The organism is Roseibium suaedae (assembly GCF_900142725.1).
In the GTDB taxonomy this organism is placed as follows: Bacteria; Pseudomonadota; Alphaproteobacteria; order Rhizobiales; family Stappiaceae; genus Roseibium; species Roseibium suaedae.
Genome location: NZ_FRBW01000002.1, coordinates 1,097,117 through 1,121,379 on the forward strand (window position 1 = coordinate 1,097,117; position 24,263 = coordinate 1,121,379).

The following is a 24,263-nucleotide window of genomic DNA, read 5'->3' on the forward strand; positions in this document are numbered from 1 at the left end:
AGAGGAACCATTCATGGCCAACCTTCCGTTTGTGCTTGAGAACAGCTGGCATGCGATCGAGGGCGATCTGACCGGCGGCTTTTCCTTCGTCCTGCACAACATGTCCGGGGCGGAAATCTCCGGGTTTCGCGTCGTCTACACCAGCCTGACCCGGGTCACGTCAAAAGTCGTGTGCGAAAATGCGGTCTTCCTTCGGCGCAATGCCAACTTCCACGAGTTCAGCCCTCCGGCCGGTTTCAAGCTGGCTCCCGGTGCCTCCTGGTCCTTCAAGGTCGATGGTCTGCACCGCCCTGCCCGGCATCGCACGGATGGCGCAAAATCCGCCTATGTGACCCTGGCCGACGGAACACACAAGCCATGTGCCGTGGGGGATCTGATGCTGGAGGGTGCGCATAGCGAACCGGCCCATCCGCTCCTGCCGGAAGGCAAGGTCCAGACGCCGTATTTCCTGCAGCCCTGGCCAAAATCTGCCGCTCTCGGTGAAGGCGCAGCCTATCCGGTGGCGCTTTGCCTGACAGAGGCGACTGCGGAAGAAAAGGAAGCCGTCCAGAAGGTTCAGTCGCTTTATCAGCGCCTGTTCGAGGCAGCCCATGTGCCCTTCTCCCTCAGCCCGATCCATGAGGGCCGCGACCTTTCCCTCAGCCGGACCGACAGCCTCACCGGCCCGGCCTACAAGCTGACATTCGGTGTCGACAAGGTCGCTCTGTCCTATGGCACTGACGCTGGTCTTCAATATGGCCTGACCACGCTTGCCCAGCTTCTCCATGGCGCAAGACTGGACAGCGGAGACTACCTGTTCCCGGTTGCCGGCACGATTGAAGATGCTCCGCGCTATGATTGGCGCGGCTGCCATCTGGATGTGTCGCGCCAGTTCTATCCCCTCGCCGATGTCTCCCGCCTGGTCGACATTCTGGCCTGGTTCAAGATGAACATCTTCCATTGGCATCTGACCGATGACGAAGCCTGGCGGTTGGAAATCAAGGCCTATCCGGAGCTGACGACCGTCGGCGCAACCCGGGGGCCGGACGCAATCCTGCTGCCGCAGCTCGGCAACGGCGCGGAGCCGGTGGATGGCTTCTATTCCCAGGAAGACGTGAAGACACTTGTCGCCCACGCCCTGAGCCTCAATGTCGAGGTTGTCCCGGAAGTGGATATTCCCGGCCACTCCACGGCAACCCTCGCAGTGCTTAAAAATCTTTCGGACGGTCAGGAAGCACCGGACAGCTATCACTCGGTCCAAGGCTATCCGAACAATGCGCTCAACCCGGCCATCGAGGACACCTACGATTTCCTCGCCACCGTCTTTGACGAAATGGTCGAGCTCTTCCCCTGCCGCTACCTGCACATTGGCGGGGATGAAGTGGCGGATGGATCCTGGTTGGCCTCACCCCGTGCCAAGGAACTAATGCAGAAGGAAGGACTCGAAGGCACCTTCGGACTTCAGTCCTATTTCATGAAGCGCATTCAGGACATGCTGAAGGAACGCGGCAAGCTCCTGGCGGGTTGGGATGAAGTCTCCCATGGCGGCGGCGTCAGTGCGGACGGCACCCTGCTTATGGCCTGGCAGAAGCCGGAAGTCGGCATCGAGCTGGCACGCCAGGGCTACGACGTGGTGATGACCCCGGGCCAGGCCTATTACCTGGACATGGTTCAGAGCGAAGCCTGGCAGGAACCGGGTGCAAGCTGGGCCGGCACCGTTCCGCCCGAGCACAGCTACGGCTATGAGGCGGAAGGCGACTTCCCGGAAGACCTGCGCGCCCGGATGAAAGGTGTCCAGGCCTGCATCTGGTCTGAGCATTTCCTCTCGCGCGGCTATTTCAACCACTTGGTCTTCCCGCGCCTTTGCGCGGTCGCTGAGGCCGCCTGGTCGCCGAAGTCTGTCAAGGACTGGCAGCGCTTTGCTGCCCTTGCCCCCCATTCCCCGAAGCTGTGAGGCCCGAAGCTGTGAAATCTGAACAGATGCGTATCGCAGTTGGCGGCATTCATACCGAATGCAGCACATACTCGCCGGTGCTGATGCAGCCGGAAGACTTCTTCGTCATGCGCGGGGAGGATCTGCCGAAGTCGGAGTATTTCTCCTTTCTGCCTCAACCCGGCATCGAGATCGCCCCGCTTCTTCATGCCCGCGCTGTCCCCGGCGGTCCCGTGGCCCGGGCAACCTATGAAGCCTTCAAGGCCGAGTTCCTTGAGCGGCTGAAATCCGCCCTGCCCGCCGACGGCATTTATCTCGCCATGCATGGCGCGATGAATGTGGAAGGCATGGATGATGCGGAAGGCGACTGGATCTCGGCTGTCCGGGATCTGGCCGGACCGGACATCCCGATTGCCGCCAGCTATGACCTTCATGGCAATGTCAGCCAGAAGATCATCGACCAGCTCGACATCTTCGCCGGCTATCGCACAGCACCTCATATCGACGTGCGTGAGACCATGGTCCGGGCCTATACGATGCTGGTGGACTGTCTGACGACCGGGACACGTCCCGGCGTCGCCTGGGCTCCCGTTCCGGTCTTGTTGCCGGGTGAGCGCACCTCGACGGAGGATCATCCGGCGGCTGGGCTTTACGAAGCCCTGCCCGGTCATGACGAGACGCCCGGCGTGCTCGATGCCAATCTCATGGTCGGCTATGTCTGGGCGGATGAGCCACGGGGAACGGCCTGCGCCGTCGTCACGGGCACAGACCGACAGGCGGCGATGCAGACCGCGGAGACCATTGCCAAGTCCTATTGGGATGCACGCAACGACTTTCAGTTCGGACCTGTTACGGGTCCGCTGTCTGACATGATGGATCTCGCCGAGCAGGCAACGACTGCGCCTGTCATTCTGGCTGATTCCGGCGACAACCCGACCGGAGGCGGCGTGGGGGACCGGGCAGATGTTCTGGCCGAATTGCTCCGTCGCGGCTTCACCGGAGCCGTGGTGGCCGGCATCACCGACAAGCCTGCCGTCGAAGCCTGCATCGCCGCCGGAGAAGGCAACACGGTTCATCTCACCATCGGCGGCTCGCTGGATCCCTCCAGCCAGAAAGTTGGAGTCACAGCCAAGGTGCTGAAACTGGACGACACCCCAGGCGGCACACGGGACGAGCGCCAGGCCGTGGTGGAGATTGCCGGGAACACTGTGGTTCTGGCTGCAAGACGCAGGCCCTATCACAACATCCCGGATTTCACCCGCCTCGGGCTTGATCCGAAGACGGCACGGCTGGTCGTGGTCAAATCCGGCTATCTGTCGCCGGAACTGGCGCCGATCGCTGCCCCCAACCTCATGGCCCTGACGGACGGGGTGGTCAATCAGGACATCGAACGGCTGACAAATGCCCGCCGCTCCGCTCCTGCCTTCCCGTTCGACAAGACATTCACCTATACACCTGCGGCTCGCCTTTCCGCCCGCTGGCAGGCATAACCATCCCGGCTGCCGGATCGTCCGGCAGCCCCTTTCCGGTTTTCCCAAATGTTCTCCATGTACGCGGCAGCCTTCCGCCATGCCCCGATCCGGGTCTGCGCAATCGCCATCTTCTTCTTCGGCTTTGCAGGCGCTGCAACCAGCCCCTTCCAGTCCGTCATTGCCATTCAGGAATTCGGCCTGAGCGATGCAGCCTATTCAGCGGTGATCCTGTTTGCCGCGATCATCAACGTGATCGCCAGCGTGGTGATCGGCATATTCTCTGACCGGCTCGGCGACTACCGGCGCGCGCTGATCATCGTCAGCTGCTTCGGCATCGCGGGCTCCGGCCTCATCTATTTCGGAGCGAACACGGTCAGCTTCCTGATCGGACTTCTCGCCCTGCTGCCGATCTTCGGCGCCCTGAATTCCCTGATCTTTGCCAATGTACGGGCCTATTCGGTGACGCTGCCGGGCAATGAGCTGGCAGGCATCAATGCCGCAGTCCGCGCAATGATTTCCCTATCCTGGGTCCTCGTGCCGGGCCTCGTCGGCATGGTGCTCGCCAACGCGGGCAGCATGTTGCCTGCGTATCTCATCTCCATGAGTGCCTGTCTTGTCTGTTTCGGCCTCTTCCAGTTCGCCCTGCCACGCAAGCTGCCCTCCGAGGGCCGTTTGAAGACGGAAATCCAGTTCCTGTCCTCGCTGCGCCGGGTCGCAAGGCCGGGCGTGCTCGTGCGGCTTCTCGCCATCTCGCTCATCACATCCATGCTGCATGTGAACGCGGCCGTCCTGCCGCTGATCACCACGGAAGCCGCGGGCGGAACCTTGACCGATGTCGGCATCGTCATCGGAATTGTCGCGGTGCTGGAAATCGTCTTTATCGTCTTCTGGGGCCGCATGGAGCCGAAGCTCGGCTCCGTTGTGTCCATCTGCCTGGGTGCAGCGCTCTACACGGTCTATCTAGTGCTCCTGGGCCTGTCCTCGTCCCCGCTTCACATCTATGCGCTCTGCCTGATCAGCGGCTTTGGGGCCGCAGCCATCATCAGCCTACCGATCACTTATCTCCAGGAGCTCATCCCGGATCTTGCAGGGCTCGGCAGTTCACTGATCTCGGTAAACCTCTTCATCAGCGCTGGGCTTAGCTCGGTTCTCTTCGGATTCGGGACATATGTGTCCGGCTATGCCGGAACCTCCATGATCGGGGGTCTTGCCGGACTGCTTGGTGTTGCCCTTGTCTATGGACTTGATGGCCGCAAGCCGGCTGCCACAAACTAACTTCTTGTCCCAAACGGAGACCGGACCCATGACCACTTCTTCGCCCGCCACTCCGGCCAGCGTCCTGCTCGAAGTCTGCGTCGACACGATGGACGGGCTTCTGGCCGCCGTCGAAGGCGGGGCAGACCGGATCGAACTCTGCTCGGCCCTGTCGATCGGTGGCTTGACCCCTTCCCTGGGCTTCATGAAACAGGCGGCTGGCGCAGGAATCCCGGTCTATCCCCTGATCCGTCCACGTCAGGGCGGCTTCCACTACTCGCAAGCCGAGATCGACATCATCAAGCGCGATATCGACGCAGCTGCAGACGCTGGCCTGCCGGGGGTCGTGATCGGCGTCAGTACCGAAGATGGCTGCCTGGACACGAAGACCCTCTCGGATCTGATCAAACATGCCGGAGCGATGGACGTGACGCTCCACCGCGTCTTCGATCTTGCCCCGGACCTCACCGAAGCGCTGGAGACGGCCATCGACCTCGGTTTCTCCCGCATCCTCACTTCAGGCGGTGCCCCCTCCGCAGAGGCAGGACTGGATCAGCTCGCGGCTCTTGTCGAACGCGCTGGCGGCAGGATTTCCATCATGCCCGGAAGCGGCATCAACCCCGGCAATGCCGAGAGATTCACCCCCGCCCTTGCCATCAAGGAAATCCACGCGTCCTGCTCCTCCGCCCAGACGGTCAGCAATCAACGCCTGATGGACCTTGGCTTCCTGTCCGGCGCGCCCAAGCAGACCGATGCCAGCATCGTCCGCCAGCTGAAGGCCCTGATCCCAGCCTGACAACCCAGAGAAGCACGACAGTCGCCATTACAGGAAAACGCTCTGGTCCATCGGCGGCGAAAATATCAATAATTTCAGCAGTCTTTATTATTCAATTGGACACTTTCCGTTGGTTCGGAAGCACTGAAGTGAACTGATCCACATCACCACCTCGAGTTATCAATCGCTCAAGTTGCTGATTTTGCTTCAAAAATGAAACGATACAAATTTTTGTATCGTTTCATATTGACCAATCCTCCCTCGTCGTGATTTCAATATTGCAGCCGCTCGGCGCGTTGGTCTTCCACGCGGGAAGCGGCATATTTTGGGAGGAATACAATGAAATTTTCCAAGCTCGCTGCCGCCGCAGCGACCAGCCTCGTATTGCTTGCTGGCACCGCCCAGGCTGCTGACAAGCCTGTCGTCGGCCTCATCATGAAGTCCCTCGCCAACGAGTTCTTCCAGAACATGATGAAGGGTGCCGAAGCCCATCAGCAGAAGCGCGGCGACTATGAACTCGTTGCTGTCGGCATGCAGAACGAAACCGACTTCGAATCCCAGATCAACGCGGTCGAAAACTTCATCACCCAGGGCGTTGATGCGATCGTGGTAGCCCCGGCGGATTCCCGCGCCATGGTTCGTCCGCTGAAGAAGGCCATGGAAGCCGGCATCGTCGTCGTGAACTTCGACGTGGCACTCGATGAAGATGCCAAGAAGCAGCAGGGCGTGGAACTGGCCTTCGTCGGCCCGGACAACCGTGGCGGCGCAAAGCTGGCCGGTGACGCACTGGCCAAGAAGCTTGGCGAAGGCGCCAAGGTCGTCATCGTCGAAGGCAACCCGGGTGCGGACAACGCAACCCAGCGCCGTCTCGGCTTTGAAGACTCCGTTGCCGAGTACAAGCTGAACCTGCTCGACAGCCGCACCGCTCACTGGGAAACGGAAGAAGCCAACTCTGTCTTCTCCACCATGCTGACCGCGCATCCGGACATTCAGGGCGTGATGGCAGCCAACGACTCCATGGCCATTGGCGTGGTCAAGGCGCTTGAAAGCGCAGGCCGCAAGGACATCCAGGTCGTCGGCTTCGACAACATCCCGGCTGTCGTCCCGATGATCAAGGATGGCCGCATGCTGGCCACCGTCGACCAGTTCGGCACGGACATGGCTGCAAATGCCATCGACATGGCCTTGGGCGTCGTCGCAGGCGGCAAGCCGCTCGAAGGCTGGGTCAAGACCCCGATCGAGCTCGTTACCGCAGACTGACATCCGTCCTCCCAGCTCCCGTCCCGGTCTCCGGGGCGGGAGTTGATTTTTAGCTGCTCCACTTTCCGGAGGCCCGATGACCTCTTCCCCGCTCCCGGCAGCGCCTTCCATGGCAGCTCACCCGGAACAGGCATTTCTCCAGGCTGATGGCGTCAAGAAACACTTCGGCGGCGTGAAGGCCCTCGATGGCGTCAGCTTCTCCCTGAAACAGGGCGAAGTGCATGCCCTGGTCGGAGAAAACGGCGCAGGCAAGTCCACTCTCATCAAGATCCTGTCCGGCGTATTCCCCTATGACGCCGGAACCATCCAGTTCGACGGCGCTCCCTACTGCCCGGCTTCACCGCATGACGCGAAGGCCTCGGGCGTTCAGGTGGTGCATCAGGAATTCAACCTCCTCGACCATCTAAGCATTGCCGAGAACATCTCCATCGAGAAGATGCCGAAGACCCGCTTCGGCCTGCTCGACCGCAAGGAAATGAACGCCCGCGCCCGCAAGGCCCTTGATGCCATCGGCCTGACCGACGTTGACGTCCGCTCTCCGGTCAATTCGCTCGGCATCGCGCACCGGCAGCTGGTCGAGATCGCCCGCGCCCTGCAATCCGATAGCCGCATCCTGATCCTGGACGAGCCGACGGCCACATTGACCGAGCGCGAAACCCGGCGCCTGTTCGAGATCGTCGCTGCCATCAAGGCCCGTGGCGTGACGGTTGTCTTCGTGTCCCATCACCTCGACGAAGTCTTTGCCATCTGCGACCGGGTCACCGTGTTCCGCAACGGCCAGAGCATTGTCACGGAGAACATCAGCGAGACGTCGCCGGAAGGTGTGGTCCGCCGCATGGTCGGGCGGGAACTGGAGACAAGCGATCCAGCGGAAGAAGAACGCTCCGCTCTTGGAGCAATGGCCCTGTCCCTCGACAATCTCCAGACCCGGCAGAACCCGAAAGACAAGGGCGTCTCGCTGGACCTGCACTATGGCGAAATCGTCGGGATCGCCGGTCTTGTCGGCGCAGGCCGCACGGAACTCCTGCGGGCAATTTTCGGCATCGATCCTGCCCGCTCCGGCACCCTCCTGCGCGACGGCCAGCCGGTTCACTTCTCCGGCCCTCGCGATGCAATCGCATCCGGCATCGGCTTCGTGACCGAAGACCGGAAGGACGAAGGCCTGATCCTGGACATGCCGATTGCAGCCAACGCATCGCTCGCCAGCATGAAGGCCGTCTCCCGCTCCGGGATCCTGAACTTTGCGGCCGAGCGTGAGCTGGCACGGACCGGCGGGGAACGCCTCAAGCTGAAATACGGGCGTCTGGCAGACGCAGTCTCCAGTCTTTCCGGCGGCAACCAGCAGAAGGTGGTTCTGGCCAAATGGCTCGCACGGAACCCGAAGGTGCTGCTGCTGGATGAACCAACCCGGGGCGTGGACGTCGGCGCGAAGGCGGAGATCTACGCCATTCTCAAGGCGCTGGCACGGGAAGGCGTGGCCCTGCTCGTCGTCTCCTCCGAAATGCCGGAGCTGATGACCCTGGCCGACCGCATCCTTGTGCTTGCGGAACACGAAATCCAGGGCGAACTCGCTCGCCCGGATTTCTCTGAAGAAAACATCCTGAAACTGGCCTACGGGCAAAACCAGACGGCCGGAGAACAGTAACGATGACGACCGACACCCTCAAATCCGCAGCCCCTGCAAGGGAAGGCCTGTCCCTGCGCGTTCTCATGCAGAACTCCGGCATCGGCCTGGCCCTGCTGGCCCTGATCATCTTCTTTTCGGTGACCACCGAGCATTTCCTGACGCCGAACAACATCACCAACATCCTGACCCAGATCACGATCAATCTCGTGCTGGCTGTCGGCATGACCTTCGTGATCCTGATCGGTGGCATCGACCTTTCCGTCGGCTCGGTCATGGCCTTTGCCGCTGTGGTGGCGGGCAAGGCCATCACCATGCCGGGGTTTGGCGATGCGGAAGCCATTGCCCTCGCCATCTTCGCCGCCACGATGACCGGCGTCCTGTGCGGTCTTTTCAACGGCATCGCCAGCGCCTTCTGGTCCCTGCCGTCCTTCATCATCACCCTCGGCATGCTGAACATCGCCCGAGGTGGCGCGCTGCAGATCTCGGGCGCCCAGACCATCTACTCCTTCCCCTTTGCCTTCGAGGAATTCGGCTCGGCAATGGTCTATGGCGTGCCGGTCGTGTTCCTGGTGGCCCTGCTGTTCGTGCTGATTGCCTGGTTCATTTTGAACTTCACCGTCTTCGGCCGGCTGCTCTACGGCATCGGCAACAATGAGGAAGCCGTGCGGCTCGCGGGCCATCCCGTCTTCTGGTACAAGGTCGCTGCCTTCACCATCTGCGGCCTGACGGCGGGTGTCGCGGCGGTCGTCTATATGGCCCGCCTCAACATCTCCAGCCCGATTGCAGGCATCGGCTTCGAGCTGAACGCCATCGCGGCCGTCATCATCGGCGGCACAAGCCTCAGCGGTGGACGCGGTTCGGTGATCGGCACCCTGCTTGGTGCGATCATCATCGGGGTTCTCGCAAACGGTCTCATTCTGTATGGATTGAGTGACTTCATGCGTCAGATGATCACCGGTGTGGTTATCATCGTCGCCGTGATCCTGGACTACTATCGCGCAAGGTTCGCCAGCAAATGAAACGTACAGCTCTCTTGAACCGCCACCTGAGTTCCCTGATCGCCCGCGCCGGGCATCTGGATGAGATCGTCGTGGCAGATGCCGGCTTGCCCATGCCGCGCGGCGTGGAAGTAATCGATCTCGCGATTACACCCGGCCTGCCCAGCTTTCAGGATGTTCTGGCAGCGCTGCGTTCCGAACTCGTGATCGAGAGCGCAGTCTGGGCGAACGAAGCCTCAGCAGAGGTCCGCGCCATGATGAAGGCTGAGGCCGACAGCTGGGCTGACGCGACCGGTAAGCAGGTCGCCACCTCGACCCTTTCCCATGCCGACTTCAAGACCCGCAGCCAGTCGGCTCTGGCCGTAATCCGCACCGGCGAAATCACACCCTATGCCAACATTATTCTTGTATGCGGGGTAGCATTTTGAAACCCGTTACCGTTGTCGGCAGCATCAACCTTGATCTGATCAACTACCTCGACCGCTGGCCGAAGGTGGGCGAGACCATCGCCGTGCGTGAAACCGCCAACTCGCTTGGCGGCAAGGGGGCGAACCAGGCTGCCGCCGCCGCCCTTCTGGGAGCAGACGTGACCATGCTGGGCGCGACCGGCAAGGACAGTTTTGGTGCAGATGTGCGCCAGCAGCTCGAAGCCAAGGGCGTGAAGACACAGCTGGCGGAATATGCAGACGTTTCCACCGGTATGGCCTTCATCGACGTGGTTCCGGACGGCAGCAACATCATCCGTCTGGCTGGCGGCGCCAACAACAGCCTGTCTGCCGGGACCATCCGGGAAAATGCCGCGCAGATCGAGCGGAGCAGCGTTCTGCTGCTCCAGAACGAAATCTCGCTGGAAACCTCCCTTGAAGCTGCCCGCATTGCACGCAAGACAGGCGTTCTGGTGATCATGGATCCTGCCCCCGCGCCGGTTCCGGCCTGGGGGCCTGAGACCTTCACCTGTTTCGACATCATGACCCCCAACGCGGAAGAGGCTGGCGCCATTCTGGGAACGACGCCCCAAACCCTGGAGGAAGCGCAGGACGCAGCGCGCGCACTCAAGGCTCAGGGTCTGAAAGGCGCCATCATCACCATGGGTGGCATGGGGGCAGCCTGGGCCATTGATGCGGAAACCGGCGCTCTGCCAGCGCCGAAGGTAAAGGCCATTGATACGGTGGCGGCAGGCGACTGTTTCAACGGAGCCCTTGCCACCCGCCTTGCGGAAGGCGAGAGCTTTGAGGCGGCCATTCGCTTTGCCATGCATGCTGCAGCCATCGCGACAACCCGCAAGGGCGCGTCCTCGTCCCTTCCGTCTCGCGAAGAAGTCTTGTCATTTCTGTCTTCAACGGGAGGATAAGGCGATATTGCGCGGGAATAGGGTATAAGACGGCAAAACTGCCCCGCCTCTTGGAGAAATGCCTGCATGCCGACGATCAAGGACGTTGCCCGGAAAGCCGGAGTATCCGTCGGCACAGTCTCCCGCGTGCTCGCCAAGAATGACACGGTCAAGCAGCCCCTGCGCGAGCGGGTGCTCAAGGCCATGGCAGAACTGGACTATTCGCCGAACCTGACCGCCCGTGCGCTGCGTACCAACAGGATCGACGTGCTCGGGCTGATCATTCCGGACATCACCAATCCATTCTTCGCTCAGTTGGCCAAGGGCATCGAGATGGAGGCAGCCAAGCGCGGCCATTCCGTCATGCTCTCCAACTCCCATGACGACCCGGAAGCAGAGGCCGTTCAGGTCACCGCCCTATGCGACCGGGCTGTGCGCGGGATCATCGTGGTTGCGACCCATGGCAGCCAGGTGAGACGGGCTGTCGACCTGCCGATCGTTTCACTCGACCGGCGCTATGGCGATTATGCCCTGGTGGCCACTGACCATTTCGATGGATCCGGGAAGATCGCCGATCATCTTCATGCGCTCGGGCACCGGAAAATCGCCTATATTGCCGGTCCGATGTCGATGGATGTGGCCCAGCAGCGCAAGAGTGGCTTTGTCTCGCGCATCGAGGCCTTGAACACCCCGGAAGATCCGATTGAACTGACCCTTCACGAAGGGCACTTCGACTATGATTCCGGCGAGGAAATTGGCCACCGGATCCTGTCCGGGCCGCAGCGGCCGACAGCGATTGCGGCTGCCAGCGATCAGCTGGCCATAGGCGTCCTCAGAAGCGCACGGGATTTGAAGGTCGACGTGCCAGGCGAACTGACCGTTACCGGGTTCGACGACATCACGCTTGCCTCACTCGTCGTCCCGCGCCTGACAACGATCCGCCAGCCCTTTGAAGCTCTTGCCATTTCCGCCGTAGAACGGCTCTTCAACAGCGCAGAAAAAGAACCCGGCGATGAGGCCATCGCCGGGGATCTCGTCATCCGGGAAACATCCGCGCCACCACCGGGCGCCAAGTCTCTTTAGCTTGCCTTGGCTTCGACCGGACGGACCTTGCTGGCCGCTTCCTGCACAAGAGGATCGAACAGGTCAGGGCTGGTCTTCAGAAGCTCAAACAGCTGCGTGCGCATGCGGGGCTCCCAGAAATCGCTGAGATGCGCTGCGACCCCGTCGATCCCTTCCTGATGCGGCCGGCTCTTGAAGAAAGTGGCAATCTGATTGGCCATACGGGCCAGTTTATCAGGCGACATCTGGCATAACTCCATCAATGATCCGGTCTGGCCGGGTGTAAATATCAAATTCAGCGCCACGGGCGAGCGCAACGAGGGTCATGCCCGCATTCTCTGCAGCAGACACCGCAAGGCTCGTTGGCGCAGACACGGCAATCAGAATGCCGCAGCCTGCAATCGCAGCCTTTTGAACCAGTTCGATCGACAGACGGCTGCTCATGACCACAGCCCCGCCCGCAAAGATTTCTGCCGGAACGCCGCCCGTGGTCCGGGCGCGCGAACCGATCAGCTTGTCCATCGCATTGTGGCGGCCAGCATCCTCGCGCACGATGACACTGCCAGTCGCCGGATCATAAAAACCGGCAGCATGAACGGCGCGGGTCAGACGGTTCAGCTCCTGCCCGCGCTCCATCCGCGCAACGGCCTCGACGATCTGCCCTGGGCGAAGCCTGAGAGTGCTGGCAACATCCGGCACATGGCGCATGGCGGCCTCGATGCTTTCAAGACCGCACATGCCACAGCCAACCGGCCCTGCCAGAGCCCTGCGGCGTTTCGCCAGGGTGTCGGCAGCTTCTTCCGTAAGCCAGACCTGAACATCTGCACCAAGGGGCGTCTCCACCACCTCGATCCGCTCGATCTGGTTCTGCCGCGCAATCCCCTCGCTGAGCGTGAAGCCCAGCGCCAGATCCTCAAGATCCGAAGGGGTGGCCATCAGAACGGCATGGGAGCTGCCGTTGTAGCTGATGGCCACCGCCGTTTCGCAGGCAAGCTCCCGCGTCAGACGCTGAAAGCTGCCTGCGCGGTACGCATGTCCCTCGGAACGGCGGGAGCGGTCCATATTACTCGGCCGCCTCGATCCGGCGCGACCGGTCCGACAGTTCCTGATACTGGGTCTGCCAGTCGGACGGGCCATTGGACGGTCCAACCTGCACCGCCGTCACCTTGTATTCCGGGCAGTTGGTCGCCCAGTCAGAATAGTCGGTGGTGATCACGTTGGCCTGTGTCGCCGGGTGGTGGAACGTCGTGTAGACGACACCCGGAGCCACGCGGTCGGTGATCTTGGCACGGAGGGACGTTTCCCCGGCCCGGCTCGCAAGCTTGACCCACTGGCCATCCTTCACGCCGCGCTGTTCTGCGTCATGCGGATGGATCTCGAGCACATCCTCCTCATGCCAGACCACATTTTCCGTTCGGCGCGTCTGAGCCCCGACGTTGTACTGGCTGAGAATGCGGCCCGTGGTCAAAAGCAGCGGGAAGCGCGGACCAGTCCGCTCGTCGGTTGCCACATATTCCGTGCGGATGAACCGGCCCTTGCCGCGGACAAACCCGTCCACATGCATGATCGGCGAGCCTTCCGGCGTCTTGTCATTACACGGCCACTGGATGGAGCCTTTCTCTTCCAGCATCTCGTAAGTGACATTTGCGAAGCTCGGCGTGGTGGCCGCGATTTCCGCCATGATTTCGGACGGGTGCTTGTAGGACCAGCCTGCGCCCATGGCATTGGCCAGAAGCTGGGTGACTTCCCAGTCCGCATAGCCGTTGCGCGGGCTCATCACCTTGCGCACCCGGTTGATCCGGCGCTCCGCATTGGTGAAGGTGCCGTCCTTTTCCAGGAAGGTAGACCCCGGCAGGAAGACGTGAGCGTAGTTTGCAGTCTCGTTCAGGAACAGGTCATGGACAATCACGCAATCCATGGCGGCAAGACCGGCGGATACGTGATGGGTGTCCGGATCCGACTGCAGAATGTCTTCGCCCTGAATGTAGATGCCCTTGAAGGTGCCTTCGACAGCCGCGTCCAGCATGTTCGGAATGCGCAGGCCCGGCTCGTCGGAAATCTCGACGCCCCAGAGGCTCTCGAAAATCGAACGCACTTCCGGGTTCTTGACGTGACGGTAGCCCGGCAGCTCGTGCGGGAACGAGCCCATGTCGCAGGAACCCTGGACGTTGTTCTGGCCACGCAGCGGGTTCACGCCCACACCGCGCCGGCCGATGTTGCCGGTCAGCATGGCGAGGTTGGCGATGCCGATAACGGTCGTCGACCCCTGGCTGTGCTCGGTGACACCCAGACCGTAGTAGATCGCGCCATTGCCGCCAGTCGCATAAAGACGGGCCGCCTTGCGCAGTTCCTCGGCGGGAACGCCGCTTACCGCTTCCACGGCTTCCGGGCTGTGCGCCGGATCAGCCGCGAACTCGGCGTAATCCTGGAACTCGTCCCAGTCGCAGCGCTCACGGATGAAAGCCTCATCGAAGAGACCTTCGGTGATGATCACATGAGCCAGAGCGGTGACAACGGCGACGTTGGTGCCCGGGCGCAGAGCGAGGTGATGCGCGGCGCGAATGTGCGGTGACTTCACCAGATCGATGCGGCGTGGATCGATGACGATCAGCTTCGCCCCCTGGCGCAGACGCTTCTTCAGCCGCGAACCGAACACCGGATGGCCATCCGTCGGGTTGGCCCCGATGACCACCACCACATCGGAGTCCTCGACACTGTCGAAGTCCTGGGTACCGGCGGACGTGCCGAAGGTCTGACCAAGGCCATAACCGGTCGGCGAGTGGCAGACGCGGGCGCAGGTATCCGTGTTGTTGTTGCGGAACACGGCACGGGTCAGTTTCTGCACCAGATAGGTTTCTTCATTGGTGCAGCGCGAGGAAGTGATAACGCCGATAGACTCCCGGCCATGCTCGAACTGGATCGCCCGCAGCTTGTTGGCGGCAAAGGTCAGCGCTTCATCCCAGGACACTTCCCGCCAGGGTTGATCGATGCTGTCGCGGATCATCGGCTCGAGAATGCGGTCCTTGTGGGACGCATAGCCATAAGCGAAGCGGCCCTTGACGCAGGAGTGACCGCGGTTCGCCTTGCCATCCTTGTAGGGCACCATGCGCACCAGCTCTTCGCCGCGCATTTCCGCCTTGAAGGAACAGCCAACGCCGCAATAGGCGCAAGTGGTGACAACCGAATGTTCGGGCTGGCCGATCTCGATCACCGACTTTTCCGTCAGGGTCGCGGTCGGGCAGGCCTGCACACAGGCACCGCAAGACACGCATTCGGACGCCAGGAACTGCTCATGCATGCCCGGAGACACGCGGCTTTCAAAGCCCCGGCCTTCGATGGTCAGTGCAAAGGTACCCTGCACTTCCTCGCAGGCACGAACGCAGCGCGAGCAAACGATGCACTTGGACGGGTCATAGGTGAAGTACGGATTGCTCTCATCCTTTGCCATCCAGCGGGCATTCTGCTCACCGGATGTATCCCGCGCCTTGACGTGGTTGCCACCCTCATAGCCGTAGCGCACATCGCGCAGACCAACTGCGCCTGCCATATCCTGCAGTTCGCAATCGCCATTGGCGGCGCAGGTCAGGCAGTCCAGCGGGTGGTCGGAGATATAGAGCTCCATCACGCCCTTGCGGATGTCCTTCAGACGTCCCGTCTGGGTGTGAACCACCATGCCGTCCGCCACAGGCGTCGTACAGGACGACGGCGTGCCGCGGCGGCCCTCGATTTCCACCAGGCAGAGGCGGCAGGACCCAAACGCATCGACCATGTCCGTCGCGCAAAGCTTCGGAATGGCAATGCCTGCTTCCATGGACGCCCGCATGATGGACGTGCCCTCAGGAACGGTGACCTCAAAGCCATCGACCGTCAGCGTAACCTGTTTTTCCGCTTTGGAGGCGGGCGTACCGTAATCGGTTTCGTGTACCAGACCCATCTTCGTCACTCCGCTGCTTGTGCCATCGGCGCTGGCTTGAAGTCTTCAGGGAAATGCGTGATCGCGCTCATCACCGGATAGGGCGTGAAGCCGCCCAGAGCGCAAAGCGATCCGAATTTCATGGTGTTGCAAAGATCGCTTGCAAGTTCGATCTGCTTTTCCGGTTCAATGCCGGCCTTGAGCTTGTCCAGCGTCTCGACACCGCGCGTGGAGCCGATACGGCAGGGCGTGCACTTGCCGCAGCTTTCAACCGCGCAGAATTCAAACGCAAAGCGGGCCTGCTTCAGCATGTCCACCGTGTCATCGAACACCACAACGCCCGCGTGGCCGATCAGGCCGTCCCGGGCAGCAAAGGCCTCGTAGTCGAACGGCGTGTCGAACAGATCCCTCGGGAAATAGGCCCCAAGTGGACCACCGACCTGCACCGCACGTACCGGACGGCCCGTCGCCGTACCGCCGCCGATATCATCGACGATCTCGCCCAGAGACAGCCCGAAGGCAGTCTCGAACAGGCCACCGTATTTCACATTACCTGCAATCTGGATCGGGATTGTACCATGAGACCGACCCATGCCGAAGTCCCGGTAGAATGCGGCTCCCTTGTCCATGATCACCGGAACCGAGGTCAGGGAAATCACATTGTTGACGACAGTGGGCTTGCCAAGGAACCCTTCCAGCGCCGGAAGCGGCGGTTTGGAGCGCACGACGCCACGCTTGCCTTCCAGCGAGTTCAGCAGGGAGGTTTCCTCACCGCAGACATAGGCACCTGCCCCCATGCGCACTTCCATATCGAAAGCGTAGCCGGAGCCCAGAACCGAGGGACCGAGAAGACCTGCCTTGCGGGCAATCTCGATCGCATCATTCATCGCCTTGATGGCGTGGGGATATTCGGAGCGGGTGTAGACGTAGCCATGCTCCGCCCCGACCGCGATGGCGGCAATCGCCATGCCTTCGATCAGGATGAAGGGGTCGCCTTCCATGATCATGCGGTCGGCAAAGGTGCCGCTGTCACCCTCGTCCGCGTTGCAGACGATGTATTTTTCCGTGCCCGGCGCATCGTGGACGGTCTTCCACTTGATGCCGGTAGGGAACCCGGCGCCGCCTCGGCCGCGCAGGCCAGAGTCGGTCACCTGCTGGATGATATCCGCACGCGACATTTTCAGCGCATTGCGCAGACCGGCAAGCCCGCCATGAGCTTCATAATCTTCAAGCGAATGCGGATCGATGATGCCGCAGCGAGCGAAGGTCAAGCGGGTCTGGCGCTTCAGGAAGGGGATTTCCTCCGTAAGGCCGAGGTTCAGCGCATGATCACCGCCCGTCAGGAAACCTGCGTCGAACAGACCTGCGACATCGCCTTCCGAGACCGGTCCGAAGGCCACACGCCCTGCGTCGGTCACCACTTCTACCAGCGGCTCAAGCCAGACCATGCCGCGCGATCCGTTGCGGATGATCTTCACATCCGCACCACGGGCAGCTGCTTCCTTGCTGATGGCATCGGCAACGTCATCGGCGCCAAGGGCAATCGCCGCCGCATCCAGCGGCACGTAAACAGTCACGCTCATTGGCCGCACTCCGAAAGAAGGGTGTCGAGTTTGCCAGCGTCCAGCCGGGCGACAATCTTGCCATCGACCATGGCAGCAGGACCGCAAGCGCACAGACCAAGGCAGTAGACGGCCTCGAGGGTCACGGCGCCATCTGCGGTCGTGTTGCCAAAGGCGATGTCCAGGCGGGACTCGGCCTGTCCGGCCAGATCATCAGCGCCCATGGACTGACAGGCTTCCGCCCGGCAGATCTTCAGGACATGACGGCCTGCCGGAGCTTCCCGGAAATCATGGTAGAAACTGGCGACGCCGTGAACTTCGGCCCGGCTGAGGTTCAGCTCGTCCGCAATGACCCTGAGGGCCCCTTCCGGCACATGACCAAATTCATGCTGCAACTCGTGCAGGATCGGCAGCAAGGGCCCCTTCAGCTCGGAATGGGCTACGACAACCGCGCGCGTCCGCTCGGCAATGTCCTTCTCGGACAGAACAACTCTCATTGGGGCTCTCCTCCCATAGCCGACAAGAGTCGCCTATGGCTCTTTCCCGTTCAATACCGACTTTCCGTTGAGCGATTGCAAATCCCGATCAAGCCGGGCCCCAACGATCAAATCTTGCCATCAAAGGCCCGCGACGGCCTCACCAATGGTTGAAATCTGCTTCGCGTGGCGCAGCAGCGCCTCCACGACGGGTGTGCGCGGCTCGGCCCGCGCGGCTATGGCACCGACCAGCTGCGTGCCATCCGGCTGGCTGAGCGGCAAGGTCCGGATCGACCCCGCTTCGCTGAAGACGCCCGCCAGTTTCTCCGGCAGGATACCGGACCATTGGCCCGTGCGGATATGGGAGACCATGGCCAGAACGGAATCCGTCTCGATCCCCGCCTTGGGCTCCACGCCTGATAATGTCAGATAGCGGTTAATGATCCTTCGGTTCTGCATGTCTGGTGTCAAAAGACAAAGCTGTTCGCCGCCGGCTTCCGCCCATGTGATCCGGTCCCGCCCGGCAAAGAGCGCCTCGTCTGCGGTCACGAACAGGTACCTTTCCAGATACAGCGGAACGGTGACCATCGTCGGCACCGGCTCATTCTCCAGATAGGTGATGCCGAAATCCGCCTCCAGATTACCGATCAGATCGAGGATCTGAACCGATGTCCTGGACAGGATGGAAAAGCACACATCCGGGTAGACCTCATGAAACGAGCTGGTCAACTCATGCACCATGGCGAGGGCCGTCGGAATGACGGCAATCGTCACATTGCCTGACAAGCCTTTCCGGGAGGCCTGGATATCCGCATGCATCGACCGGTAATCGCCGACAATCCGGCGTGCCCAGTCCAGCACCTTCTCGCCTTCCGGTGTCAGGCCCTGATACCTGGACCCCCGGCGGACGAGTTGAACACCCAGCTGATCCTCAAGCTGCTTGATGGCGGAAGACAGGGTCGGCTGGCCGATATTACAGGCCTCCGCAGCACGTCCGAAATGGCGCTCGCGCGCCAGTGCCATGAACAGTTCCAGCTTGTCGATCATGTCCCAGATCCGGCAGGTCCAGCCATCCCCGAAAGGAGCGGATGCCCCGGCATTTGCCGGAGCATCCTATTCCTCAAGGGATCAGGCCTTGCCCGGCGCCGGAGCGGCACCCGCTTCCATATGATGGCGGTCATCCACAGGACGTACCATCATGTTGGCAACAAGGGCAATCACCAGCAACCCGGCCATGGCATACATGGTCGTGTTGTAGAGGCTCGGGGTCGGATCGACCGTACCTGCCGGAGCAATCTCCATCAGGCGGGCAATCGTCACCGTCTTGGCAGCCACAAGTGTATCGAGCTGGTCAAGACCGGCACCGAACTTTTCCTGGAAGGCAGACGGATCCACCTTGCCCGCCAGATCCCGAACGGAGTTGCCGATCGAGATTTCACGCAGCTTGGTGATGGCGAGCGGGCCCAGAACGCCTGCCGTGCTCCAGGCCGTCAGAAGACGCCCATGGATGCCACCGACAAACTTGGTGCCGAAGATATCCGCCAGATAGGCCGGGATCGTCGCGAACCCGCCACCGTACATGGTGAAGATGATCATGGTTGCGGCATAGAACATCACCAGCCAGGTCACCGCCGGGTTGATCGACACCTGCTCCGCCGCGAAGGGGATGGACAGGTAGAGGATGACACCCAGAACGAAGAACACATGATAGGTGTTCTTGCGGCCGATGTAGTCAGAGGTGGACGCCCAGAAGAAGCGGCCGACCATGTTGAAGACCGAGATCATGAACACATAGGTCGCCGCGAAGGCGGAGTTCACGATTGTCGGCAGGGTGCTGCCGAAAATTTCGGTCATCATGGTCTTCGCCACACCGATCACACCGATACCGGCAGTCACGTTGAAGCAGAGCACGATCCAGAGCAGCCAGAACTGCGGGGTCTTAAGCGCCTGATCGATATGCACGTTGGCATGGGTGATCATCTTGCGGGAAGCGGCCGCAGGCGGGGTCCAGCCAGCCGGAAGCCAGCCTTCACGCGGGACACGGTAGGAGAAGGAGGCAATCATCATCACGATGAAATAGGCAACGCCCAGGGTGAAGAAGGTTGCGGCTGCGCCGGTGTTGCCGGAGCCGACCACATAGACGCCTTCCTGAAGCGGGATCGGGGCAGACGCAAGCTGCTTGGCGGTTGCGACAACCACTTCCATCATCTGGCCGTTGACATCAGCCATGCGCTTGCCGCCTTCGGTGACCAGCGTGACTGCGCTTTCCGCTCCCAGATAGGTCGGAGCCTGATAGTAGAGGCCGAGCAGCCATTCCTTGATCGGCGTTGCGATCATCGCGCCGCCGCCGAAGCCCATGATGGCCATGCCCGTCGCCATGCCGCGGCGGTCAGGGAACCAGCGGATCAGCGTGGACACAGGCGACACATAGCCAAGCCCGAGACCGCAGCCGCCAATGACGCCATACCCCAGATACACCAGCCAGAGCTGATGGGTCATGATGCCGAAGCCACCGATGAGAAAGCCGCCACCCCAGCAGATGGCAGCGACAACGCCAACCATGCGCGGGCCGACTTCTTCAAGCCACTTGCCGCCGAAAGCAGCGGCCAGGCCGAGAAACACGATCGCAACCGAGAAGATCCAGACAACGGACTGCAGTCCCCAGTCGCCGGAAGAGGCCGCTACAACACCGAATTCCTTGGTGAGCGGCGGGTTGAAAATGCTCCACGCGTAAACCGATCCAATACACAGATGGATCGCGATGGATGCCGGGGGCACTTTCCACCGGTTGAAGTCATCGCCAGCGACGATGTGCTCCTTCTTCAAACTGTCAAACATGTAGTTCCTCCCAAATCGGCCGTCGCATCGGCGGAACCCGGCGGGCATCCGGTCCGGGCGTTCCTCGCATCCCCCTCAGGCGCGGCACACGGGAACTGGATTGCAATGGGCGTACCAACTGAAAGGAAACGGAAAATCGGCAGAATGCGGCCGCTTTCGACAAGGCATCCGACCCGAACGGCCCCTCAGGGTGCGACATTTTGTCCAGTGCGGGACATTTTGTCCTAATCGTCGAAGGCTGAGAACTCGGGAAGCCAGATGGAGAAGACGGTTCCCGCGTCCGGCGTGCTCCTGACCTTGATCGTCCCTTCAGCCTCCGTAACGATCATATGACTGATGGAAAGACCAAGCCCTGTCCCGGTCCCCTTCTTGGTGGTGAAGAAGGGATCGAAAATGCGGGAAGCCACTTCGGGATCCATGCCAGTGCCGGTGTCTGCAACGCTCAGCAAAACGCCATTCCTGCCCTCCTGCACCTGATCCTCGCTCGTTAGAACCAGCTCTCCCCCATTCGGCATCGCCTGGATGGCGTTGACGATGAGATTGACGAGCACCTGCTGAAGGGCCGTCCGGCTGATGGCTGCAAGCGTTTCGGCATGGAGGTCTTCCCGGACGGAGATCTGTTGCTTGCGGATGAGATGGCGGACGAGTGGCAGACAATCCCGCACCACTTCGTCGGTGCTGCTTGCCTCTTCGCCGCCGGAAAATTCATCCGGCCGGGCGAACAGCAGCAGCTTGGTCACGATCTGGCGCATGCGCTCGGTTTGCTCGTCAATCAGGCTGAATTCCGTGCGCGCGTCCTCTGCCCGGTCGCCGACGATCTCCCGCAGCACCTCGAGATTGCCCTGAATGACCGCGATCGGATTGTTGATCTCGTGGGCGACGCCTGCCGTGATCTCCCCGATGGCCGCGAGTTTCTCCGACATGACAAGCTGCTTGGTGGTGCTCTCCAGCTGACGGTTCGCTTCCCGCAATTCGGAGGTTCTCTCTTCCACCCGCGTGTTCAGCTCTTCGTTCCAGCTCCGGAGCTGGCTGTCGCGCTTCTGGATCCGGTCGAGCAGATCATCAAGGTGGCTTGCCACGTGGGAAATCTCGTCTCCAAGATCGGGCATGCCTGATCTTGCATCCAGATCCCCGCCCTCGACCCGGTTGATCGTGTCGGTCATCCGCTCCAGTGGCCGGAAGATGCCGCCTGCCCAGCGCATGAACAGCGGCACGGACGCAGCTGCCACTGCCACGAACGTCAGCACCACCATGACCAGTGTGATGATCTTCGTCTGCCAGAAGGGAGCTTCCAGAAACCCGACATAGAGCATGCCAACACGCTCGCCATGACTGTCGGTGATCGGCTCATAGGCCGAGATGTACCAGTCATTGACCACAAAGGCCCGGTCGAGCCAGACATGGCCCTGCCCCAGAACCGAGTTGCGCACCACCGCAGAAACGCGCGTCCCCAAGGCACGCTTTCCCTCGAAGAGGCGGACATTGGTCGAGATCCGGACATCATCCAGAAACAGCGTTGCCGTGCCCTGACTGCCCTGTGGCAGGCTGCCGGGCTGATAGACCAGATCATTGATCGTATCGATAAATTCCAGGTTCCGGTTGAGCAGGATGCCGCCAACCAGAAGCAGCCGCTCGCCATCTTCAAGCATGACCGGGGAAGCGGCATGAACAACCATCCCCCGGGAATTGCTGTCCGTTTCACTGGGCACCGCGTTTTCCGTAGGGATCAGCTCCAGCGAGGCTCTGGCGGCAAGACGGCTTGCAATTTCCGAAAGCTCAGCACCGGAAAAGATATCGATGGCGACGGCGGGTTCCCCCTGAACAGCCTTGGCAATGACAGGCCATTTCAGGTCCGCTCGGTCCGGCGCTCGTCCGCCGGCCGCAGAAATCAACGTGCCGTCGCTGCGGGCGGCATAGAGAAAATCAAGCCCCAGAGCCGTCCGCCGCGTATTGAGAAGACCGGCGAGCTGACCGTTCGGCTTGCCGGGAACTGCCGTTTCAACAGCGGCATGAAAGGCAACGGATTCGCCTAGTGCCGTCAGATCATCGCTGGTGCTTTCCAGAATACGGCTGAAATACTGATGGGCGACGGTCAGATCACTGCGGACCTTGGAAATCAGGATGCCGTCAAACTTGGCGTTCCACCGCAGCATCGTGGCGCCCAGAAGGACAGGGATAACGACAAGCGTCGGCAACAAGGCAATGGCAAGAAGCCGGTAGCGGACAGGCAGCCGCGGACGTCTGCGGCCCTCGTCAGGGGTCATTGCCCGTCCCATTGCGCCAGCTTGCGTTCGATGGTCTTGCGCGAGACGCCAAGCCTGCGGGCGGCCTCGGAGCGATTGCCATCACACTGCTCGAGGGTTTTCAGAATGTGATCCCGCTCGATATTCTCCAGCGTGTCTCCAGCGGCAACGGGAACCACGGGCACGGCAGGTGTCAGATCCGGGAACTTTCCAAGGATCAGGGAGCGCTCGATCAGGTTGCGCAGCTCACGAACATTGCCCGGCCAGTCATACCGGCGGAAAGCGGTCCTTGCACTTTCTGTCAGGTCCATGGGCGGCATTCCAAGCTGCTGGGCAAGCTTGGTCAGGAACAGCTCCGCCAGCTCGATCACATCATCGCCTCGATCTTTCAGAGGCGGCATGTCGATGCGCATGACATTGATGCGATAGTAGAGATCGGTTCGGAACCGGCCCTCGGCAACAGCCCGTTCCAGATCTGAGTTGGTCGCAAACACGAAACGCAGATCAACGGAGACCTCACGCTCGGACCCGACCGGCCGCACCTTGCGATCTTCCAGAGCCCGCAGCAGCTTGCTTTGAAGCGGCAAGGGTAATTCTGCGATTTCGTCTAGAAACAGCGTCCCGCCATGGGCATGAAGAAACAGCCCCTCCCGGGAGTCGCCAGCCCCTGTGAAAGCACCCTTAACGTGGCCGAACAGCTCCGCCTCGATCATGTCTGCCGGAATGGCAGCGCAGTTGACCGGCACGAAGGGCTTGCCCGACCTGTCAGACAGGGCGTGCAGGGAACGGGCCGCTACTTCCTTGCCCGATCCAGACGGACCACAGATCAGCACGGACGTCGGCAATGGAGCGACCCTTGTAATGGTCTCGCGGATGGTCTCCACCCCTTGCGAGTGACCTATCAGACGGTGACGCAGGGCAAGATGGTCACTCGCGGCCATCAATTCATGGCGCAGGACGAAGTTTTCCCGCTGCAGATTACGCCGCTCAAGACAGCGGGACATGGCGTTGAGGATCTGATTGGAGCGGAAAGGCTTCAGGACGAAATCCATTGCCCCAGCCCGAAGGGCCTGGATCGCGGTTTCCAGATCCGCATAGGCCGTCATCAGGATCACGTCAGAAAAGAAGCCGATGGCCCGCTGTTCTTCCAGCCATTCCAATCCGCTCTTTCCCGGCATCACATTGTCGAGGATGACGATGTCATAGCGGTTCTCATCAACGAGGGCCGTGGCCTCCGCGACGTCCGCGGCGACATCCACATGCGCACAGCGCGGCCCCAGGGTCCGCTTTAGGAAATTGCGCATGCCCGGTTCATCGTCGACCACAAGAATGGAGGCGCGGGCAAGGAGCGGGCCGAATTCCTTGCCGGACCCTGCTGCAGGCCCCGCCCCGGAATTGACGGGCTGTCCGGTCGCATGGTTGCTGCGCGGCAGAACTTGATCTTTGCTGATGGTCACGGTCTGCGGCCCTCCCCTCCGCTACCCTTACAGCGAGACCATGTTCGCCTGCCGAAAGTCAAGCACCCGGCCTGAAATGGCCGG

The 24,263-nt window shown here is 61.3% G+C and carries 19 protein-coding genes; 10 read left to right on the forward strand and 9 right to left on the reverse strand.

The annotated features are described in order from the left end of the window. The first annotated feature begins 13 nt into the window (after positions 1 to 13). The 10 genes from BUA94_RS12040 to BUA94_RS12085 all read left to right on the forward strand — a co-directional run bounded on the left by BUA94_RS12040 (position 14) and on the right by BUA94_RS12085 (position 11,711). Positions 14 to 1,933: a beta-N-acetylhexosaminidase gene (locus BUA94_RS12040; protein ID WP_073013337.1), complete on the forward strand. Its 1,920-nt coding sequence runs from the start codon at positions 14 to 16 to the stop codon at positions 1,931 to 1,933. 26 nt (positions 1,934 to 1,959) lie between these two features. Continuing rightward, a complete protein-coding gene (locus BUA94_RS12045; RefSeq protein ID WP_073013339.1) occupies positions 1,960 to 3,402 on the forward strand; it encodes a M81 family metallopeptidase in 1,443 nt (480 codons plus the stop codon). Between the two features lie 48 nt (positions 3,403 to 3,450). Beyond that, positions 3,451 to 4,659 (forward strand): MFS transporter, encoded by a 1,209-nt coding sequence (locus BUA94_RS12050; protein WP_073013342.1) that lies wholly within the window; start codon positions 3,451 to 3,453, stop codon positions 4,657 to 4,659. 28 nt (positions 4,660 to 4,687) lie between these two features. Next, positions 4,688 to 5,434, forward strand: a complete 747-nt coding sequence (locus tag BUA94_RS12055) for a copper homeostasis protein CutC (protein ID WP_073013344.1) — start codon at positions 4,688 to 4,690, stop codon at positions 5,432 to 5,434. 318 nt (positions 5,435 to 5,752) lie between these two features. Further along, positions 5,753 to 6,673, forward strand: coding sequence for a sugar ABC transporter substrate-binding protein (locus BUA94_RS12060; RefSeq protein WP_073013346.1), 921 nt, complete (start codon positions 5,753 to 5,755; stop codon positions 6,671 to 6,673). Between the two features lie 76 nt (positions 6,674 to 6,749). Next, on the forward strand, positions 6,750 to 8,318 hold the full coding sequence (locus tag BUA94_RS12065) for a sugar ABC transporter ATP-binding protein (RefSeq protein ID WP_084081954.1): 1,569 nt from the start codon (positions 6,750 to 6,752) through the stop codon (positions 8,316 to 8,318). A gap of 2 nt (positions 8,319 to 8,320) precedes the next feature. Continuing rightward, positions 8,321 to 9,319 carry an ABC transporter permease gene (locus BUA94_RS12070; protein WP_073013347.1) on the forward strand — a complete coding sequence of 333 codons (999 nt, stop codon included), beginning with the start codon at positions 8,321 to 8,323 and terminating at the stop codon, positions 9,317 to 9,319. Continuing rightward, the gene (gene rbsD, locus BUA94_RS12075) at positions 9,316 to 9,726 is read left to right on the forward strand and encodes a D-ribose pyranase (RefSeq protein ID WP_073013348.1); all 411 of its coding nucleotides are present in this window, start codon (positions 9,316 to 9,318) and stop codon (positions 9,724 to 9,726) included. The genes BUA94_RS12070 and rbsD overlap by 4 nt, the downstream gene beginning before the upstream one ends. Continuing rightward, positions 9,723 to 10,649, forward strand: coding sequence for a ribokinase (rbsK, locus tag BUA94_RS12080; protein WP_139251100.1), 927 nt, complete (start codon positions 9,723 to 9,725; stop codon positions 10,647 to 10,649). The genes rbsD and rbsK overlap by 4 nt, the downstream gene beginning before the upstream one ends. 66 nt (positions 10,650 to 10,715) lie before the next feature. Beyond that, positions 10,716 to 11,711 carry a LacI family DNA-binding transcriptional regulator gene (locus tag BUA94_RS12085; protein WP_073013350.1) on the forward strand — a complete coding sequence of 332 codons (996 nt, stop codon included), beginning with the start codon at positions 10,716 to 10,718 and terminating at the stop codon, positions 11,709 to 11,711. Here BUA94_RS12085 and BUA94_RS12090 read toward each other — a convergent pair. From BUA94_RS12090 to BUA94_RS12130, 9 genes are all read right to left on the reverse strand, one after another. Then, positions 11,708 to 11,935 carry a formate dehydrogenase subunit delta gene (locus tag BUA94_RS12090; protein ID WP_073013351.1) on the reverse strand — a complete coding sequence of 76 codons (228 nt, stop codon included), beginning with the start codon at positions 11,933 to 11,935 and terminating at the stop codon, positions 11,708 to 11,710. The genes BUA94_RS12085 and BUA94_RS12090 overlap by 4 nt on opposite strands. Continuing rightward, positions 11,925 to 12,752: a formate dehydrogenase accessory sulfurtransferase FdhD gene (gene fdhD, locus BUA94_RS12095; protein WP_073013352.1), complete on the reverse strand. Its 828-nt coding sequence runs from the start codon at positions 12,750 to 12,752 to the stop codon at positions 11,925 to 11,927. Before fdhD ends, BUA94_RS12090 begins: the two co-directional genes overlap by 11 nt. Before the next feature lies 1 nt (position 12,753). Further along, positions 12,754 to 15,624 carry a formate dehydrogenase subunit alpha gene (fdhF, locus tag BUA94_RS12100; RefSeq protein WP_073013859.1) on the reverse strand — a complete coding sequence of 957 codons (2,871 nt, stop codon included), beginning with the start codon at positions 15,622 to 15,624 and terminating at the stop codon, positions 12,754 to 12,756. A 5-nt stretch (positions 15,625 to 15,629) separates the two neighbouring features. Then, a complete protein-coding gene (locus tag BUA94_RS12105) occupies positions 15,630 to 17,186 on the reverse strand; it encodes a formate dehydrogenase beta subunit (protein WP_073013353.1) in 1,557 nt (518 codons plus the stop codon). Next, the gene (locus BUA94_RS12110) at positions 17,183 to 17,662 is read right to left on the reverse strand and encodes a formate dehydrogenase subunit gamma (protein WP_073013354.1); all 480 of its coding nucleotides are present in this window, start codon (positions 17,660 to 17,662) and stop codon (positions 17,183 to 17,185) included. The genes BUA94_RS12105 and BUA94_RS12110 overlap by 4 nt, the downstream gene beginning before the upstream one ends. Positions 17,663 to 17,782: 120 nt before the next feature. Continuing rightward, a complete protein-coding gene (locus tag BUA94_RS12115; protein WP_073013355.1) occupies positions 17,783 to 18,688 on the reverse strand; it encodes a LysR family transcriptional regulator in 906 nt (301 codons plus the stop codon). An 81-nt stretch (positions 18,689 to 18,769) separates the two neighbouring features. Next, complete coding sequence (locus BUA94_RS12120; RefSeq protein ID WP_084081964.1) at positions 18,770 to 20,479, reverse strand: OFA family MFS transporter; 1,710 nt, start codon at positions 20,477 to 20,479, stop codon at positions 18,770 to 18,772. A 224-nt stretch (positions 20,480 to 20,703) separates the two neighbouring features. Next, positions 20,704 to 22,743, reverse strand: coding sequence for a sensor histidine kinase (locus BUA94_RS12125; RefSeq protein ID WP_073013359.1), 2,040 nt, complete (start codon positions 22,741 to 22,743; stop codon positions 20,704 to 20,706). Continuing rightward, a complete protein-coding gene (locus BUA94_RS12130; RefSeq protein WP_073013860.1) occupies positions 22,740 to 24,173 on the reverse strand; it encodes a sigma-54-dependent transcriptional regulator in 1,434 nt (477 codons plus the stop codon). Before BUA94_RS12130 ends, BUA94_RS12125 begins: the two co-directional genes overlap by 4 nt. Positions 24,174 to 24,263: the final 90 nt, after the last annotated feature.